This is a genomic window from Gracilibacillus halotolerans (genome assembly GCF_014206945.1).
Classification (GTDB): Bacteria; Bacillota; Bacilli; order Bacillales; family Amphibacillaceae; genus Gracilibacillus; species Gracilibacillus halotolerans.
The window spans coordinates 456,575-472,084 of record NZ_JACHON010000001.1; the positions used below are offsets into that span (position 1 = coordinate 456,575).

General features: G+C 35.7%; 19 protein-coding genes. 1 reads left to right on the forward strand and 18 read right to left on the reverse strand.

Annotation, left to right across the window (positions count from 1 at the left end; all coding sequences use genetic code 11):
- Positions 1–60: 60 nt before the first annotated feature.
- From GGQ92_RS02250 to GGQ92_RS02305, 12 genes are all read right to left on the reverse strand, one after another.
- The gene (locus GGQ92_RS02250; RefSeq protein ID WP_184244130.1) at positions 61–558 is read right to left on the reverse strand and encodes an ECF transporter S component; all 498 of its coding nucleotides are present in this window, start codon (positions 556–558) and stop codon (positions 61–63) included.
- A gap of 4 nt (positions 559–562) precedes the next feature.
- On the reverse strand, positions 563–940 hold the full coding sequence (locus GGQ92_RS02255; protein WP_184244132.1) for a DUF4430 domain-containing protein: 378 nt from the start codon (positions 938–940) through the stop codon (positions 563–565).
- A 159-nt stretch (positions 941–1,099) separates the two neighbouring features.
- Positions 1,100–1,819: a response regulator transcription factor gene (locus tag GGQ92_RS02260; protein ID WP_184244134.1), complete on the reverse strand. Its 720-nt coding sequence runs from the start codon at positions 1,817–1,819 to the stop codon at positions 1,100–1,102.
- A 90-nt stretch (positions 1,820–1,909) separates the two neighbouring features.
- Entirely contained in the window at positions 1,910–3,100 is a 1,191-nt protein-coding gene (gene ccsB, locus GGQ92_RS02265; protein ID WP_184244136.1) for a c-type cytochrome biogenesis protein CcsB, read from the reverse strand.
- Between the two features lie 29 nt (positions 3,101–3,129).
- Entirely contained in the window at positions 3,130–4,758 is a 1,629-nt protein-coding gene (gene resB / locus GGQ92_RS02270) for a cytochrome c biogenesis protein ResB (protein ID WP_184244138.1), read from the reverse strand.
- Between the two features lie 24 nt (positions 4,759–4,782).
- Positions 4,783–5,355 (reverse strand): thiol-disulfide oxidoreductase ResA, encoded by a 573-nt coding sequence (gene resA, locus GGQ92_RS02275; RefSeq protein WP_184244140.1) that lies wholly within the window; start codon positions 5,353–5,355, stop codon positions 4,783–4,785.
- A 66-nt stretch (positions 5,356–5,421) separates the two neighbouring features.
- The gene (locus tag GGQ92_RS02280) at positions 5,422–6,144 is read right to left on the reverse strand and encodes a pseudouridine synthase (RefSeq protein WP_184244142.1); all 723 of its coding nucleotides are present in this window, start codon (positions 6,142–6,144) and stop codon (positions 5,422–5,424) included.
- Between the two features lie 73 nt (positions 6,145–6,217).
- Positions 6,218–6,751, reverse strand: coding sequence for a spore maturation protein (locus tag GGQ92_RS02285; protein ID WP_184244144.1), 534 nt, complete (start codon positions 6,749–6,751; stop codon positions 6,218–6,220).
- Positions 6,744–7,337, reverse strand: coding sequence for a nucleoside recognition domain-containing protein (locus GGQ92_RS02290; RefSeq protein WP_184244146.1), 594 nt, complete (start codon positions 7,335–7,337; stop codon positions 6,744–6,746). Before GGQ92_RS02290 ends, GGQ92_RS02285 begins: the two co-directional genes overlap by 8 nt.
- Positions 7,330–8,415: a D-alanyl-D-alanine carboxypeptidase family protein gene (locus GGQ92_RS02295; protein WP_425486370.1), complete on the reverse strand. Its 1,086-nt coding sequence runs from the start codon at positions 8,413–8,415 to the stop codon at positions 7,330–7,332. Before GGQ92_RS02295 ends, GGQ92_RS02290 begins: the two co-directional genes overlap by 8 nt.
- A gap of 155 nt (positions 8,416–8,570) precedes the next feature.
- The gene (gene scpB / locus GGQ92_RS02300) at positions 8,571–9,173 is read right to left on the reverse strand and encodes an SMC-Scp complex subunit ScpB (protein ID WP_184244148.1); all 603 of its coding nucleotides are present in this window, start codon (positions 9,171–9,173) and stop codon (positions 8,571–8,573) included.
- Positions 9,174–9,195: 22 nt separating this feature from the next.
- A complete protein-coding gene (locus GGQ92_RS02305; RefSeq protein ID WP_281380419.1) occupies positions 9,196–9,918 on the reverse strand; it encodes a segregation/condensation protein A in 723 nt (240 codons plus the stop codon).
- A gap of 121 nt (positions 9,919–10,039) precedes the next feature.
- On the opposite strand from GGQ92_RS02305, the gene GGQ92_RS02310 reads away from it, so the two are divergent.
- Positions 10,040–10,129: a YjcZ family sporulation protein gene (locus GGQ92_RS02310; protein WP_184244150.1), complete on the forward strand. Its 90-nt coding sequence runs from the start codon at positions 10,040–10,042 to the stop codon at positions 10,127–10,129.
- A 64-nt stretch (positions 10,130–10,193) separates the two neighbouring features.
- On the opposite strand, the gene GGQ92_RS02315 is transcribed toward GGQ92_RS02310, so the two are convergent.
- The 6 genes from GGQ92_RS02315 to GGQ92_RS02340 all read right to left on the reverse strand — a co-directional run bounded on the left by GGQ92_RS02315 (position 10,194) and on the right by GGQ92_RS02340 (position 15,327).
- Complete coding sequence (locus GGQ92_RS02315; protein WP_184244152.1) at positions 10,194–10,559, reverse strand: GNAT family N-acetyltransferase; 366 nt, start codon at positions 10,557–10,559, stop codon at positions 10,194–10,196.
- A gap of 271 nt (positions 10,560–10,830) precedes the next feature.
- Positions 10,831–11,268, reverse strand: a complete 438-nt coding sequence (locus tag GGQ92_RS02320) for a peptidylprolyl isomerase (RefSeq protein WP_184244154.1) — start codon at positions 11,266–11,268, stop codon at positions 10,831–10,833.
- 13 nt (positions 11,269–11,281) lie between these two features.
- Positions 11,282–12,580 (reverse strand): diaminopimelate decarboxylase, encoded by a 1,299-nt coding sequence (gene lysA, locus GGQ92_RS02325; RefSeq protein ID WP_184244156.1) that lies wholly within the window; start codon positions 12,578–12,580, stop codon positions 11,282–11,284.
- A gap of 200 nt (positions 12,581–12,780) precedes the next feature.
- Positions 12,781–14,250 carry a spore germination protein gene (locus GGQ92_RS02330; protein WP_184244158.1) on the reverse strand — a complete coding sequence of 490 codons (1,470 nt, stop codon included), beginning with the start codon at positions 14,248–14,250 and terminating at the stop codon, positions 12,781–12,783.
- Between the two features lie 32 nt (positions 14,251–14,282).
- A complete protein-coding gene (locus GGQ92_RS02335) occupies positions 14,283–14,717 on the reverse strand; it encodes a stage V sporulation protein AB (protein ID WP_184244160.1) in 435 nt (144 codons plus the stop codon).
- Positions 14,701–15,327 (reverse strand): stage V sporulation protein AA, encoded by a 627-nt coding sequence (locus GGQ92_RS02340; protein WP_184244162.1) that lies wholly within the window; start codon positions 15,325–15,327, stop codon positions 14,701–14,703. The genes GGQ92_RS02335 and GGQ92_RS02340 overlap by 17 nt, the downstream gene beginning before the upstream one ends.
- Positions 15,328–15,510 lie beyond the last annotated feature (183 nt).

Sequence of the window (15,510 nt, forward strand, 5' to 3'; positions counted from 1 at the left end):
AGATTTTCAGCAGTCTAAAGTTGGGTATATATAATTGTCCATTCAAATTACATGAATGGATTATTGTATAGTTTGTAAATAACGTGGCAAAATTCGCTTCAAGATAGGACCTAATACAATAGCAAATCCAATATTACCGATTGCGTGCATTGTATCAAATGGGAGACTAGCTAAGTAATAAGCGATAAAATTTCCTGTATAGCTAAATGTTCCAATTTGGATAACAAGTCCGTAAATATAGGCCATTATTCCACAAAATAATGCAAACACATATATATTCGCTTCTCGTAATAGTTTCGACAATAGACCTGATACTAAACAAACAAGTACCCAGCCTAAGATTTGCCAAATTGCCCAAATTCCTAGACCTAAGTAAATATTACTTACATATGTACTTATAATCGCCAATAATACAGCAGACCTTGTACCAGCAAATATTGCCAAACAAATCAACATTACAGTTACAGGTTGGATATTAGGTAGAAATTGAAACATAATTCGACCTACGACAATGAATGCTGCAAACACGGATAAAAAAGCTATTTGTGAAGTTTTCATTTTTTTACTCAAATTGCATTAATTTAAATTCAATATAATCCTCATCCTGTACTTCGTAACTAGATGCTCCTTCATTAACAACTTCCTCATTCACTTCAAAAACCCAAAAAATACTGTCCGATTCGTTTTGTGAATGACCTTCAATAGAAGTGATAAAACCACCTTGTTGAACTTCAACATCATAGTTAGCTTCTAGTATGTCTTGTAGTACTTGTCCTTCTTGTACTACCAAATCATCACTTGCAATCGTTGTATCATTTACTTCATCATATAGAGTAATCGTAACTTCTATATCATCTTCAGTAGTAGTATCAGAACTACACCCTACTACAAATACACTAGTCAGAATTAATAGCAAGAATGCTATCGTACGGAATTTCATTATTTACTACTCCTTTTTGTTTTGTATTATATGTAAAGTATTAGTTTTCACTTAATGGAACTACTTTCTTACTTATCATCAAACTAGACTAACACTAATTAGGTTAGTCTAGATTAATAACAAAGCATATTTTCAGGAAAAGAGGATGTATATTACCCGTTAATTAGGAACTCCTTCAAATTTGTACCCTACTCCCCAAACGGTAACAATCATTTTCGAAGCTTCAGGGGATACCTTATTTAATTTTTCTCTAAGTCGTTTCACATGAGTATCTACCGTACGTAAATCCCCAAAAAATTCATACTCCCATACCTCTTTAAGCAATTCTTCTCTATCAAATACCGTATCTGGAGATTTAGCTAAAAATAAGAGTAGTTCATATTCTTTTGGCGTAAGATCGACTTCTTGATTGTTAGCCATCACTCGATGAGCATCATTGTCAATCATTAAGTGAGAGAATTGGATAATATCTCTTGGTCTATTTGTAGAACTTGAAGAGTGAATCGAATTCGTTCTTCTTAACAATGCCTTTACTCGAAGAACTACTTCCCTTGGACTGAAAGGCTTTACGATATAATCGTCCGTACCTGCCTCGAACCCATGGATCCTACTAATTTCTTCACCTTTTGCCGTAAGCATAATAACTGGAGTAGATTTTTTTGCTCGTAACTCTTTACATACCTCTATTCCATCCATCTTTGGCATCATAACATCTAATAGTATTACATCAAAGTCTTCAGCTAATGCATAGCTTAGTCCCTCGTCTCCATCAGCTGCTTCAGTTATTTCAAAATTTTCTCGTTCTAAGTACATTCTTAATAGTCTTCTAATTCTATCTTCGTCATCAACAACTAGGATTTTTTTTGACTCTTCTAACATAATTTAATCCCTCCATCAACCCTGCTTACTCAAGTATATATGGAAAAAGCACAAGTGACAATTCTCACTTGTACTTTTCCCGGAAATCGACTATGCATACGAATGAAGACCAGCTAAAACGAGATTAACTACAATGAGGTTAAACATAATAATAGCAAATCCTACAACAGCTAACCAAGCAGATTTCTCTCCATGCCATCCCCTTGATAAGCGTAAATGTAAGAATATAGCATAAAAGAACCAAGTAATAAGAGCCCATACCTCTTTTGGATCCCAGCCCCAATATCGATTCCAAGCTTCTTGAGCCCATATTGCAGCAAATATTAATCCACCTAAAGTAAATAAAGGAAAACCTATTGCTACTGCACGATAACATACTTCATCTAATAGTTGGAGATTAACCTTCTTCAACGTTGGTTGTAGAGCTGCACCAATTCGCTTTCTAAGTATGAGTCTTGTTAGTAGGTAAAGAACTAATCCTCCTGCTAATGACCAAACAAGTGTATTCCACTTACGAGGTGCCTCTGCTCCTCGCATCCATTCTGGAGTCGGAAGCCATGCATCCATACGGTCTTCGGTCAGTAGTTCTCCATCCTTAGGTCCAAAAATAGCGGGGAGATGATATTCAATTTCAACTTGATTGTTATCAACTTCATATTCAAACGTTGCTTCATAATCTGCAATATTGAAAGCAGTTGTAATAATTACAAAGGCTAGTGTAGCAAAAAGAGAATACATAATAATTTCTAACCACTTAGTTCTTGCAGTTGACTTAGATTGGTTAATATTTTTAATAAGATACAAAACACCTGCAACAAAACTAACTGCTAATATTGCCTCAGCTAAAGCGACTGTTGTCACATGAATCCATAGCCAATGACTCTTTAACGATGGTACTAGTGGTGTAATATCTCTAGGATACATGGCAGCATAGCCAATAATTAGAAGAGCTACTGGCAACGTGAACACACCTAGTATATCCAGTCTATAAATAAAATAGATGATAATAAATGCTAAGACAATCATCATACCGAAGAATGTAACAAACTCAAACATATTACTTACCGGTGCATGACCACTGGCCATCCAACGAGTAATGAAGTAACCTAGCTGTGTTAGAAAACCAAGTATAGTAGTTCCTATAGCTAGTTTATTAATTAACGAGAATTTTTTTTCTTTACGCTTATCTCTTATCGTAGCGGCAAATAAAACTGTTGCAATCAAATAGATTACAAAAGATGCATATAATAAGCCACCACTTATGGAAATTAATTGTTCCATAGGCTTCCTCCTTCTACTACCAATGACAATTACTTATCAGGTTCCATTTCTGTATCTGTTTCTTGATCTACGACGTTCGCAATTGGTGTGCCATCCGTTAATTTTTCGAACTCTTTTGTTAATCCATACCAATTTTTATTCGTATGACATGCTATGAGTAACTCATTTTCCTGTGGATGAATCCACATTCTTCGATGTGGCCAATACATACCTTGAACAACACCAATTAGAAAAATTATCGCTCCAATTGCAACAATCGGTAGAGTTAGATCTTTTTTCACACTTAATCCTGATACATCCCTTACATCAAATCCTGTTAAACTGAGCTTGTAGTTATTAGTCTCATCTCCGGGTATGTTTTGCCCAATAGCGAGAAAACTAACTTCTGGGTCTGTTTCACCGGGTGGATATACAAAAAATACAAATCCAGGATTTCTTGGAAAATTCGTTTGAGATCGTGGTACACCATTTTCCATCGTATAATCAGGAAAATATTCGTTTAGCATAATCGTATATCCGTTATCAAACTGGTATTCTTTATTAGGATCTGTTAAATCTACCGTTAATTCAGCAATTGCTACTTCATCCGAATCTTCTACTTCATGTAATTTAAATGACATCGATTGAAATTCGTTCTGCTGATAACTATCCTGATACAAAGTGAGTCCTGCAACTTTTATCGGTTGATTTACACGAATGGAGCCTGATTGCACCTCTTGTAACTCAGGCTGCGCACCTACAACGTCTTTTGCATCATCCTTGTAAATCGTCACGTCTGTTTGAAAATTCTTAGGAACTAATGAACCTGTTTGCTCTAAGGCATCTGCAAATTTTTCATCTTCTTCGTCTTGTCCATAAATATCCATTATGAAGTCATGGTTTTCTATGTAATACTCTTGATTCGTTGCAGGTATAACAGCTGTGTCACCTTCTCGTATCCATAAAAATTCGTCTACGTACATACCTGGTACGAAGCGAAGTAGCGTTCCTATTAGAAATACGATAAGACCGAAATGATTCACATACGGTCCCCATCTTGAAAAACGTCCTTTTTCAGCTAAGATATGACCATCTTTCTCATAAATTTTATATCTTTTCTTTTTTAATCTCTCAATGAATTGCTCTTTTTCTTCTTGCGTCACATGTACCGTGTGGCTCAAAAGTTTTTGGCGTTTTATGAATGATGGGTGTCTTTTCGGATTTTGATTTTTCAACGCTTTGTATAATGGTACTCCTCGATCAATACTCACGATAAATATAGAGATTCCTATTAGAGCTATGATTAACATATACCACCATGAACTATATAGCTCATGAAATCCTAATTGGTAATAGATAAGTCCTGTTATCCCGTATTCTTGTTCATAATATTCCGATGGATTCACAGTTGGTGGTATGTACATTTGTTGCGGGTAGACTGTCCCTAATGCAGACGCAATTAGGGCAATTGCAATTAAGGTTACGCCGATTTTGACCGATGAGAAAAAATTCCATACTTTATCAACGAACGATTTATTTCGAGTCTTAGACCGAATTGCCGCTCCATCATATCGCATATTTAATAATTTTGTTTCATTTTTATTATCAAGAGGTTGACCACAATTGTTACAAATTGCAGTACCTGTTTGGTTTTCAGTTCCACAATGACCGCATTTCATATAAATTCACCTAATCCCCTTTTGTTAACTAGGTTCGATTTGTTGTAAGTAACCTTCAAGCTTTTCTAATGTTAATTCACCAATAACACGCTCCACTACAACTCCATTTTCATCAATAAAATAGGAAGTTGGTAATGGAATTACTCCGTAATGATCTAGCACAGCACTTCTATTATCATGTAAGATAGGAAACGTTAAATCATATCGGTCAACAAAGTTTTGAATTACGAGCTCTGTTGCATCTACACTCACAGCGACGATTTCTACTCCTCTTTCCTTATACTCAGGATATAGAGACTCCATATAAGGCATTTCTTTTTCACAAGGTTCACAGTAAGTTGCCCAAAAATTAAGCATTACCCCTTTACCTTCAAGGTCGGAAAGCTGTAAGACCTCTCCTTCTACATTTCGAACTTGAGGTAATTCAAAGTTAGGTGCCTTGTCCCCTACATCGACTGCTTTACTGTCTTCTTTAAGATTAGATACAATAGCAAATACAAGCGCTCCAAATAAAACACAGAGAATGACCGTTCGAAAAATAAACCTATTTCTTTTTTTACGCCGTTTTTTAACGTTAGCAGCATTAATCTTATCCAAAGTTCACTCACCCCTTGCCCATTGTACCATTCAAGATGTTAGGAAAATGTGACAGATATCCAACATTTATTTTGCTAAATTAAGTAAATCCGCTACTTCCTGTGGAGTTAATTCTCGATATTCTCCTGGTTGTAGCCCTTCAAGAGTTAAAAAACCAAATTTTTCACGTTTTAACTTCATCACGGGTGTATGAATCGCATCAAACATTCTTCTCACTTGGCGGTTCTTACCTTGGTGTAACGTTAGCTTAACAATAGCAGTGTTTTTCTTTCGATCTACCGATTTTATTTTTACATAAACCGCCTTTAGAGTTTCCCCTTCACTTCTAATTCCTTTTTTAAATAACTCCAGACCTCTTTTGTCTGGAATACCTTTTGTTTTCACAACATACTCTTTATTAATACGACGACTAGGATGTAATAATTGGTTCGTAAAATCACCGTCGTTCGTTAGTAACAGTAAACCGGAAGTATCATAATCTAGCCGTCCAACTGGATAGATTCTTTCCTCGATCTCTGGTAAATAGTCAAGTACGATTTTACGATTACTTTCATCCTTTACGCTCGAAATAACTCCACGCGGTTTATATAATACATAGTATACAAGCTTTTCTTTTTCAATTGGTATACCCTCAACGCTTATTTCGTCTTTTGAAGTGACCTTTGTCCCTAATTCTGTCACTTTTTTACCATTTACTACAACTTTGCCATCCAGAATAAGTTGTTCTGCTTTTCTTCTTGAAGCCACTCCACTTCTAGCAATCACTTTCTGTAGTCGTTCTTCATTCATAGGTATACGCTCCTCATTTCTGAGTATTCTATAAGGTCTATTAATAAATAAATAGTAGCGTTCTAAAACGCTACTATAAAAATAGCCAGGTAACGATAATTACCGACATTATTATACCAATAAAATCTGCGATCAGTCCAACTTTTAACGCTTCGCCCATTTTCTTAACGCCTACTGCACCAAAGTATACGGTTAAAATGTAGAGAGTAGTATCCGTGCTTCCTTGCATAGTAGAAGCTAGTCTGCCAATAAAAGAGTCTGGGCCATACGTTTGAATGATTTCTGCCGTTACTCCAAGTGCAGCTGTACCCGATATGGATCGTATCAACGCAAGCGGCGCTACTTCTGAAGGAAAGCCTATTTTATCAAGGACTGGGTCAAGTAACCCGATAAAGGCATCCATTGCCCCTGAACTCCTTAATATACCTATAGCAACCATCATTCCTAATAAAAAGGGAAGTAAAGAAACTGACATTTTCAGTCCTTCCTTCCCTCCTTCAACAAAAGCCTCATAAGCAGGTACTTTTTTAATTAGAGCGATAATCAATATAAAACAAATCGTAACCGGAATTATCCATATACTAATAGTAGTTATCACTTCAACCATTGCGATGCTTCACCTTCCTTTTGGAACGGAGGTATCTATCAATCATAATAGCGGCTATCGTCGTACAAATCGATGCTAGAATAGTACTGCCTACAATCTCAGTAGGATTAGCAGAACCGTACTGCATTCGTATTGCAATGACAGTAGTTGGTATAAGTGTAATGCTTGATGTGTTAATAATAAGAAATGTAATCATTGAATTACTAGCTTTATCTGTACCTTCTAATTTCTTCAATTCATGCATCGCTTTGATTCCCATTGGTGTTGCAGCATTTCCTAAGCCGAATAAATTTGCACTGAAATTGGCCAATATATATCCCATAGCCGGATGATTATCAGGAATTTCAGGAAATAGTTTCTTTACAATTGGCCGAAACAGTTTGGACAATCCATTCAATAATCCTGCTTTTTCGGCTATTCGCATCATTCCTAACCAGAAAATAAGTACACTACACAGACTAATGACTAATGTAATTGTGTCAGCAGCACTGTCAAAGATAGCCTCATTAACCTGGTCCATCGTCCCATTGACCATGGCATAAAGAATTCCAATAATCGCCATCAACGCCCAAACGATATTAACCATCTTTATCACCAGAAGAATGTTGGAACATATTAAATAAGCGATCTATCCAGCCTTCTTTTTCCTCTTTCCCTCGATTTGCTCCCTCTACTTCATAAATAGGCACTTGGGCAATTTTTTCCCCATTTAAATAAAATACTTTTTCACCAATTTTATTAAATGGCAACGTATTCTCTGTTAAAAACGTCTGACTTTCTACTTGTTCTAATTCTTCATTCGTAAGAGGATAGTATACCATCTCCTCTATTTTACCCTTCTGAATCGTTTCCGTATCATCAACTTGCCATGGGAATATCCCTTTCTCTTGTATCTTCTGTAAAGGATAATGGTCAAACCCGTATTCAAACATAGATATGTGATCGTTCCAATCACTCGGAGCATCAATGGTTACAGCAATTAAAGTTTGGCCACTTTTTTCTGCTGTTGTCACTAAGGTTCTACCAGCAGCTTTTGTAAAACCTGTTTTGCCACCAGTGCAATGTTCGTACAGTTGAGTTAGTAACTTGTTCTTATTAGTCCAAGAATAATGCTTTCCTTCTGGTTTATAGTTCTTAGTCGACGATATTTCTTGAAATATCTCATTTTGTGAAGCATAACGCATTAACAGAGCCATATCATAAGCTGATGAATAATGCGTTTCGGAGTCTAAGCCATGTGGATTATCAAAATGTGTATTTGCCATTCCAAGCCATCTTGCTTTCTCATTCATTAAATAAACAAATCCTTCCTCACTTTCACCGACATGTTCACTAATTGCTACTGCTGCGTCATTTCCTGAACGAAGCATGAGACCATATACTAATTCTTCTAAAGTATATTGATCGCCTTCTTGTAGATATATAGAGGAACCCTCTGTATAAATTGCATTCTGGCTGATTTTCACTTTTTCGGCTAACTTCCCTGATTCAATCGCAATTATTGCAGTCATGATTTTTGTAATACTTGCAATTAATTCAGGGTTGTCCGCATTTTTTTCATACAATACTCGGCCTGTAGTTTGGTCCATTAAAATAGCACTTTGAGCTGAGACGGATACAGAAGCATGGGATATAGGAGGAACTAAATTAAAAACAAGGAGCATTAAACAAAAAGAAACTATTAAACGCAAAGGCTCACCTCTTTTGCTGACATACGATTTTTTAACATTGTATGCGAAAAAGACAAGCATATGCATTTAATAGTTTATTTCTCATAACGTAAATATCTCTTTATTAATTCCTTGTGTAACAACCGACACTAAGAATTTTCATCACTCTCAGGTTGATTGAGTTTATCCAATCGATCAAAAAACAAATCTGCTTCCTCCACCATATCCAATTCTGAAAAATTATCTGGTAAAGGAGGTAAATCTTCTATTGAACGAAGTCCAAAATAAGTTAGAAAATCAACTGTAGTACCATAAAGTATTGGTCTTCCTACACTATCTTTCCTTCCAACTTCTTCAATGAGTGCTCTTTGAATCAATGTTTGGATTGGTCGATCGCTCTTAACTCCCCTAATCTCTTCAATTTCAATTCTCGTTATTGGTTGTAAATAAGCAATGATGGCTAACGCTTCTAGTGCGGCTTGTGATAATTTGGAATTAAGTCTTGCTTCTTTGAATTTACTATAATATTCACTATGCTCTGGCTTAGTCGTTAGAAATAGTAATTCTTGAGATTCGATAAGCATAAAACCTCTGTTTGTTTGTTCGTATTCGTATTTTAATTCTTCTAGCAAATGGTGTAGCATATCCTTGTCTAATTCTAAGACTTTTTGAATATCCTTTTTCGTAATACCTTCATCACCAGATGCAAATACTAATCCTTCTATAACAGCTTTAATTTCATGTAGTTGCACTTCCGGTTCCTCCATCATTTCTCTAATCTTTCAAGCGCACTATAATATCCTCAAAATGCTCCGCCTGGTAGCATTCTACCTTATGTAGTTTCATTAACTCTAACAATGCGATAAATGTTGCCACAATATAGGTTCTCGTAATGACTGGGAATAGCTGATAAAAGGAGATGCCTTCACGCTTTGTTTTAACTTGTTGTAGCACCTCATCCATCCGCTGTTCAATTGGAATTTCTTGTTTTTGGACAGATGTTTCTAATGGTCTCGTCCATTTTCTTCTTTCTGTAATTTTAGCTATCGCACCTATGATATCATAGATGTCTGCTGATTGACGTTGGACGATTCTTTCATCTGAATCAACTTGAATAGGCGGGCGTGTCCAAATTTGACTATGTTCCAGTTCTCTACCTTTGAGATGCGTAGCGGCGTCCTTGAATTTCCGATACTCGATTAGTCGATTCATCAATTCTTCTCGTGGATCTTCCTCATATTCATCATCTAGCGTTACTTCTTGTTTCGGTAGTAACATTTTACTTTTAATCTCTAAAAGTGTTGCTGCTATAACCAAATATTCGCTTGCGATATTTAATTCTAACTCCTGCATTGCGTGAATATATTCCATATATTGTGCAGTAATTTGTGCGACAGGTATATCATATATATCAATCTCATATTTATTAATTAAATGAAGTAGCAAATCTAAAGGACCTTCAAAACTGTCTAACTTTACTTCATATCGCAAAGTCATTTTCCCTTCCCCTTTACTAAAACAGCCATAATTTATTACAAACGCCTATACATCCTAACCGTTTTCGGCATACATTAATTGCGAGATAAGATTTCTCAAAAAAATTTAGGAGGTATATATTATGGGTTACTCATATGGCGGCGGCAGTGGCTTTGCCTTAATCGTTGTGTTGTTTATTTTATTAATCATTGTTGGTGCTGCTTGGTTATAATCATCGACGAATCGGAAAAAGAACCTTTGCTACTGTTGCAAAGGTTCTTTTTCCATTTATCCGATCATTCTGTACTAGATCCATTGCATTTTTCTAAAAAACGCGCTGTCTGTTCGTTTGGTATAATCTCATAGGTTTCATCGTAAAAGTTGGATAAGGCTTTTACCATGTGTGTTCCAATACCTAAGTTACGGTGAGACGGATCTACTGAAATGTGTTGAACCGTAATTTCTTTATGATCACTGTCTATTTTTAGCCCAATTGCACCTAGAACATCATCATCTTCTTTCCAAAGGAATAACTGCCAAGCATCATTTTCTTCGTACTCTTTAATGATATCTTGGAGTTTTTTTACTTCCTTCGCATCTGGCATGAAAGATAATAAACCCATCGCAATTTTTTCAAATCTTTTTTTAAAACGTATTAACATACTAAACCCCTCATTATTTCATAACATAAATGTGTACATATACCTATGTTATGTTATTGACAGCAAATAGGTTAATTAAACCTCATTTGAACCTAGTCAACCATAAAGAACCAATAATATAAGCCCCATAAAATACTAGCTGTCAACAAAACGATATACAGGATAATGTTTTTCTTACGCATATATCTAACTTCCTTATATAGTTTTCCCTATTATTAACAATAGTATATAACATGACTACTGTCAATTAAGATTTTTATTTATTAACAGTCTAATTACTTTCAGACACACGAACCGATTTCATTGCCTCACCTTGTTTAATGGATAGTGCAGTATCCAATCCATCTGTTACTTGTCCAAAGACAGTATGCACACCATCTAAATGTGGTTGTGGTTCATGTACGATAAAGAATTGACTTCCCCCAGTATCCTTACCAGCATGAGCCATGGATAGCGCACCTGCTACATGCTTATGAGGGTTTCCTTCTGTTTCACATTTAATGGTATAACCTGGACCACCCATTCCAGTACCTGTAGGATCTCCACCTTGAGCTACGAATCCAGGAATGACACGATGGAATATAACCCCATCATAAAATTCACTGTTTGCTAATTTCTCAAAATTTGCTACCGTGTTTGGAGCTGCCTCTTCATATAATTCAATCTTAATTTGCTTTCCATTTTCCATTTCAATAATTGCTTGTTTCATTTTTCAGTTCCTCCTAGTTATAAGATAAATCATTGTCTAGCATATCTTCAAAAGATTCACGCTTAACTACTAGTTTATCTACTCCGTTTTCAACGAATACAACAGCAGCTTTCGGGAATCTATTGTAGTGATTCGCCATTGAATAACCATATGCTCCTGTGCTGAATACAGCTAAAACATCATCTGGTCGAATCTTTGGTAGATGTATATCCCAAATAAGCATATCACCTGACTCGCAACATTTACCAGCAATCGATACTTCTTCTTCTTTATTTCCATTTACGTTTGCAGCAAGCACTGCGTCATATTTTGCATCGTATAAAGCTGGACGCAAATTATCTGTCATGCCACCGTCAACAGATATATATTTTCTTACACCTGGTATCTCTTTCATGGAACCTATCGTATAAAGTGTGATACCAGCATCGCCAACGATGGATCTACCTGGTTCAATCCAAATTTCTGGGAACGGGATATGGTATTTTTTTGTCTGTTTTTCTACTTCGTCGATTAAAGCGTCGACATAATTTTCAAGTGGTAATGGTTGGTCTTCTTCTGTATATCTAATTCCAAAGCCTCCACCTAGGTTTAAGACTTCACACTCAAAATCCTCTTCTTCCTTCCAAGTATTTAAAGCAGTAAATAGCTTTTCGATTGCCATTATAAACCCATCTGTTTCAAAAATTTGCGAACCAATGTGGCAATGGATTCCTTTTAAATGAAGGGAAGGTGTTTCTTTCAACTTTTTCAATGCTTGGGTTGCCTGTCCGTTCGTTAGGTCAAATCCAAACTTAGAATCCTCGTTTCCAGTTAAAATATAATCATGGGTATGTGCCTCAATTCCCGGTGTAACTCGAATCAATACATTCATTGTAGTATTCATTTCGTTAACAATTTCATTTAATAACTCTATTTCATAGAAATTATCAATAACAATACAGCCAATTTGATATTTTACTGCCATCTTCAGTTCTTCTCTACTCTTATTGTTACCATGCATATGGATTCGTTCAACCGGAAAACCGGCTTTAATCGCTGTGTATAGTTCCCCTTGTGAAACGACATCCAGACTAAGGTTCTCTTGCTTAGCAACTTGTGCCATTGCAATAGAAGAAAATGCTTTACTAGCATAAGCAACCTGAGCACGTATATTTCGTTTTTTAAATGTATCAACAAAAGCTCTTGCATTTTTTCGAATTCGTTCGACATCATATACAAACAATGGGGTCCCATATTTTTCTGCAAGTTCTAATGTATCAATGCCCCCAACCATCAAATGTCCTTCATCATTTACTTTAAATGGATGCTTCATATTTAATACCTCCAAGGACTGCCGTAACTATTTAATCACTATTTCAAGAGATTATTTTGACAAAAATCGAGTTTTGAGCAAAGAAAGACCCCTTATCCGCTTTTAAATTGGCAGACAAGGGATCAGCGAGCTTTCCCGATAAAAAAGTCTAAAAATAATGTACCATATGAACCGCGTCAATTCAAGACTTTATACTTACATTATGATTGACTTTGTTGATTTTTAGGACGTACAATGCTCGGTCTTGTTTTTGCTAATGGCATGGAAACTCGGAATATGATTCTTCCTAGAGCTTTGCCATTAAAAGGTATAAGGGGCCACAGATAAGGAGTTCTTAAAGAACGTATACTGATTAACCAAAGAATATATATCGTAATTCCTATCATAAACCCCTTCACAGAAAATATCGCTGTAACAATAACAAGAGCGATACGTACTATTTTATTGGCTACACTCAACTCATAACTTGGAGTAGCAAATGAGCCAACCGCGCTTATTGCAACATAAAGAATGACCTCTGCACTAAATAGACCAACATCGATGGCAATTTGTCCTATTAAGACAGCTGCAATTAGACCCATTGCTGTAGATAGTGGCGTCGGGGTATGAATTGCTGCCATTCTCAAAAATTCAATACCTATATCTGCAATAATCATCTGGATAAAAATAGGTACATTACCTGTTTCATTTGGTCCTATAAATTGAAGCTCTTCTGGTAATAACTCAGGATTCAAAACTAATAGTAGCCATAAAGGTAGTAAAAATAAGGAAGCAAAAATCCCTATAAACCGAACCCAACGAACGAAAGTTCCTACAGCTGGTGCTTCTCTGAACTCTTCTGCGTGTTGCACATGATGGAAGAATGTAGTAGGTGTAATAATCATACTAGGCGAAGTATCAACCATAATAACGACATGACCTTCAAACAGATGGGTTGCCGTAACATCCGGTCTCTCTGTATACCGCACAAGTGGGTACGGATTAAACCCTTGATGGACTAGATATTCTTCTATTGTTTTATCCGCCATAGATAAACCATCTACATCAATTTTATTAAGTTCATCTTTAATATACGTTACTAACTGTTTATCAGCTACGTCTTCTAAATAAGAAATACATATATCCGTTTTAGATCTTTCACCAACTTGAATGATTTCGTTTCTTAAACGCTCATCACGAATTCGTCGTCTCGTTAAACCAGTATTCTCAATAATATTTTCTGTATACCCATCTCTTGAACCACGAATGACCTTTTCAGTATCAGGTTCTTCTGGGGCTCTACCCGGATAGCTTCTAACATCTACCACGATAGCTTCCGTAATACCATCCATAAAGATTACAAGTAATCCAGATAACAATTGGTCAATTGCCTCATCTAAAGTTGGCACCGTTTCTACTTGCTGATGAACAACTCTATTTTTAACTACGGACAAAATATCTGTATCTGTGTTTTCGTCATCATTAATGGTGATAAGCTTTTTCATGATTTCAACGATAAGAACACTATCTACTAAGCCGTTAACATAATATAGTTGAACATCTTTTTTCAGTATTTTAACGGCGCGAAAACCTACATCAAAGGAAACATCTACTCCTACTTTTTCTTTAAGAAACTTTTCATTCTTTTCTAAGACAGAATCAACTTTTTTAGCGTTTTTTAATTTAGACATTCACGACATCCTTTATAAGCTTCTTTATCTTTTTACGGCATCCAATCAACAAACACTATCCAGTGGAATAATGAACCGATTATTTTCCCAATAACAAGAGACATAATTAACCACTGTATAAAATTATCTAATCTAATTCTTTTCATTAGGATAGGGAAGACATTCAATATTTCAGTTAGTGCTGCAGCGAGCATACCGACAAACATACCTTGTATTAATCCCCATATAAGAACCAAAACATACGGAAGCGTAAGTGTGTAGTCAGTAAAGGTAATAAATAGACCAAGCAACGAACCGATTACCACTACATTTTGACATCCTGTTAACGAGGCTCGAAACTTACTTATTTGTACTAATCTAGGGATAATACCAAGAACAGCCAAAAACGCCACAAAACCTGCACCAACAATTAAACCTGAACCAAGACCGATAACGATTTGATACAAGTAGTTAAGACTTAGGGTCATTATCCTTCTTCATTAATTCATTTTCATGGTGAATGACATAATTATCTAAATCTTGTTGATAGTTAAACATCTCTATTTCCATCGGACTTGGTTCTTCATTAAATTTTTTCTTGAAAACGTGATTAAAAAATAAAATCATCCCTGCCCCTAAACCGATAGAATAAGGTATTTGGATCCAAAGTGGTTTGTCTACCTCCTCACCGGTTAAAAAACGGTATAATCCTTGATGAACCTGGGGCATATTTACATCATAATGAAAGTTCATAATGGCCATTGCAGACCCTATGCATAAAAGAATCCAAATTGGCAAAACAACAAAAAGTTTTGGTTGTTTCTTTTTAATTTTAATTTCAACGATTACTTGTGTTGTACCCAGTACGTCAAAAGTAATGTGAGGAAATTCATCTGTTAATTTCTCTAATAAGTAGAAACCATCTATCACTACGTAATTTTTATCGCTTTTTGTAATCTGGTAAATAGGGAAATTTTTTATTCGCTTAATAATGGATTTGTTTCCAGTTAAATACGCCAGATCCTCCATTCGTATCAACTGGTATGGGTGAAGCGAAACTTTTTTCTTTAAACGTATGTAGATTTTTTCCTCCGACATAATTTCACCTCTTCAGTTGCGGCTGTTGTATTAGTATGGATGAAAAGAAATGGCTTATACGTGAAATGTACCAAAAGGCATATTAGTAATAGTGTGAATCTACACAAAAAAAGAATAGATACAATCAGTTTTTATAACCTGATTAGTACCTATCCTTTTATTTAATATCGATTAAGATTATTT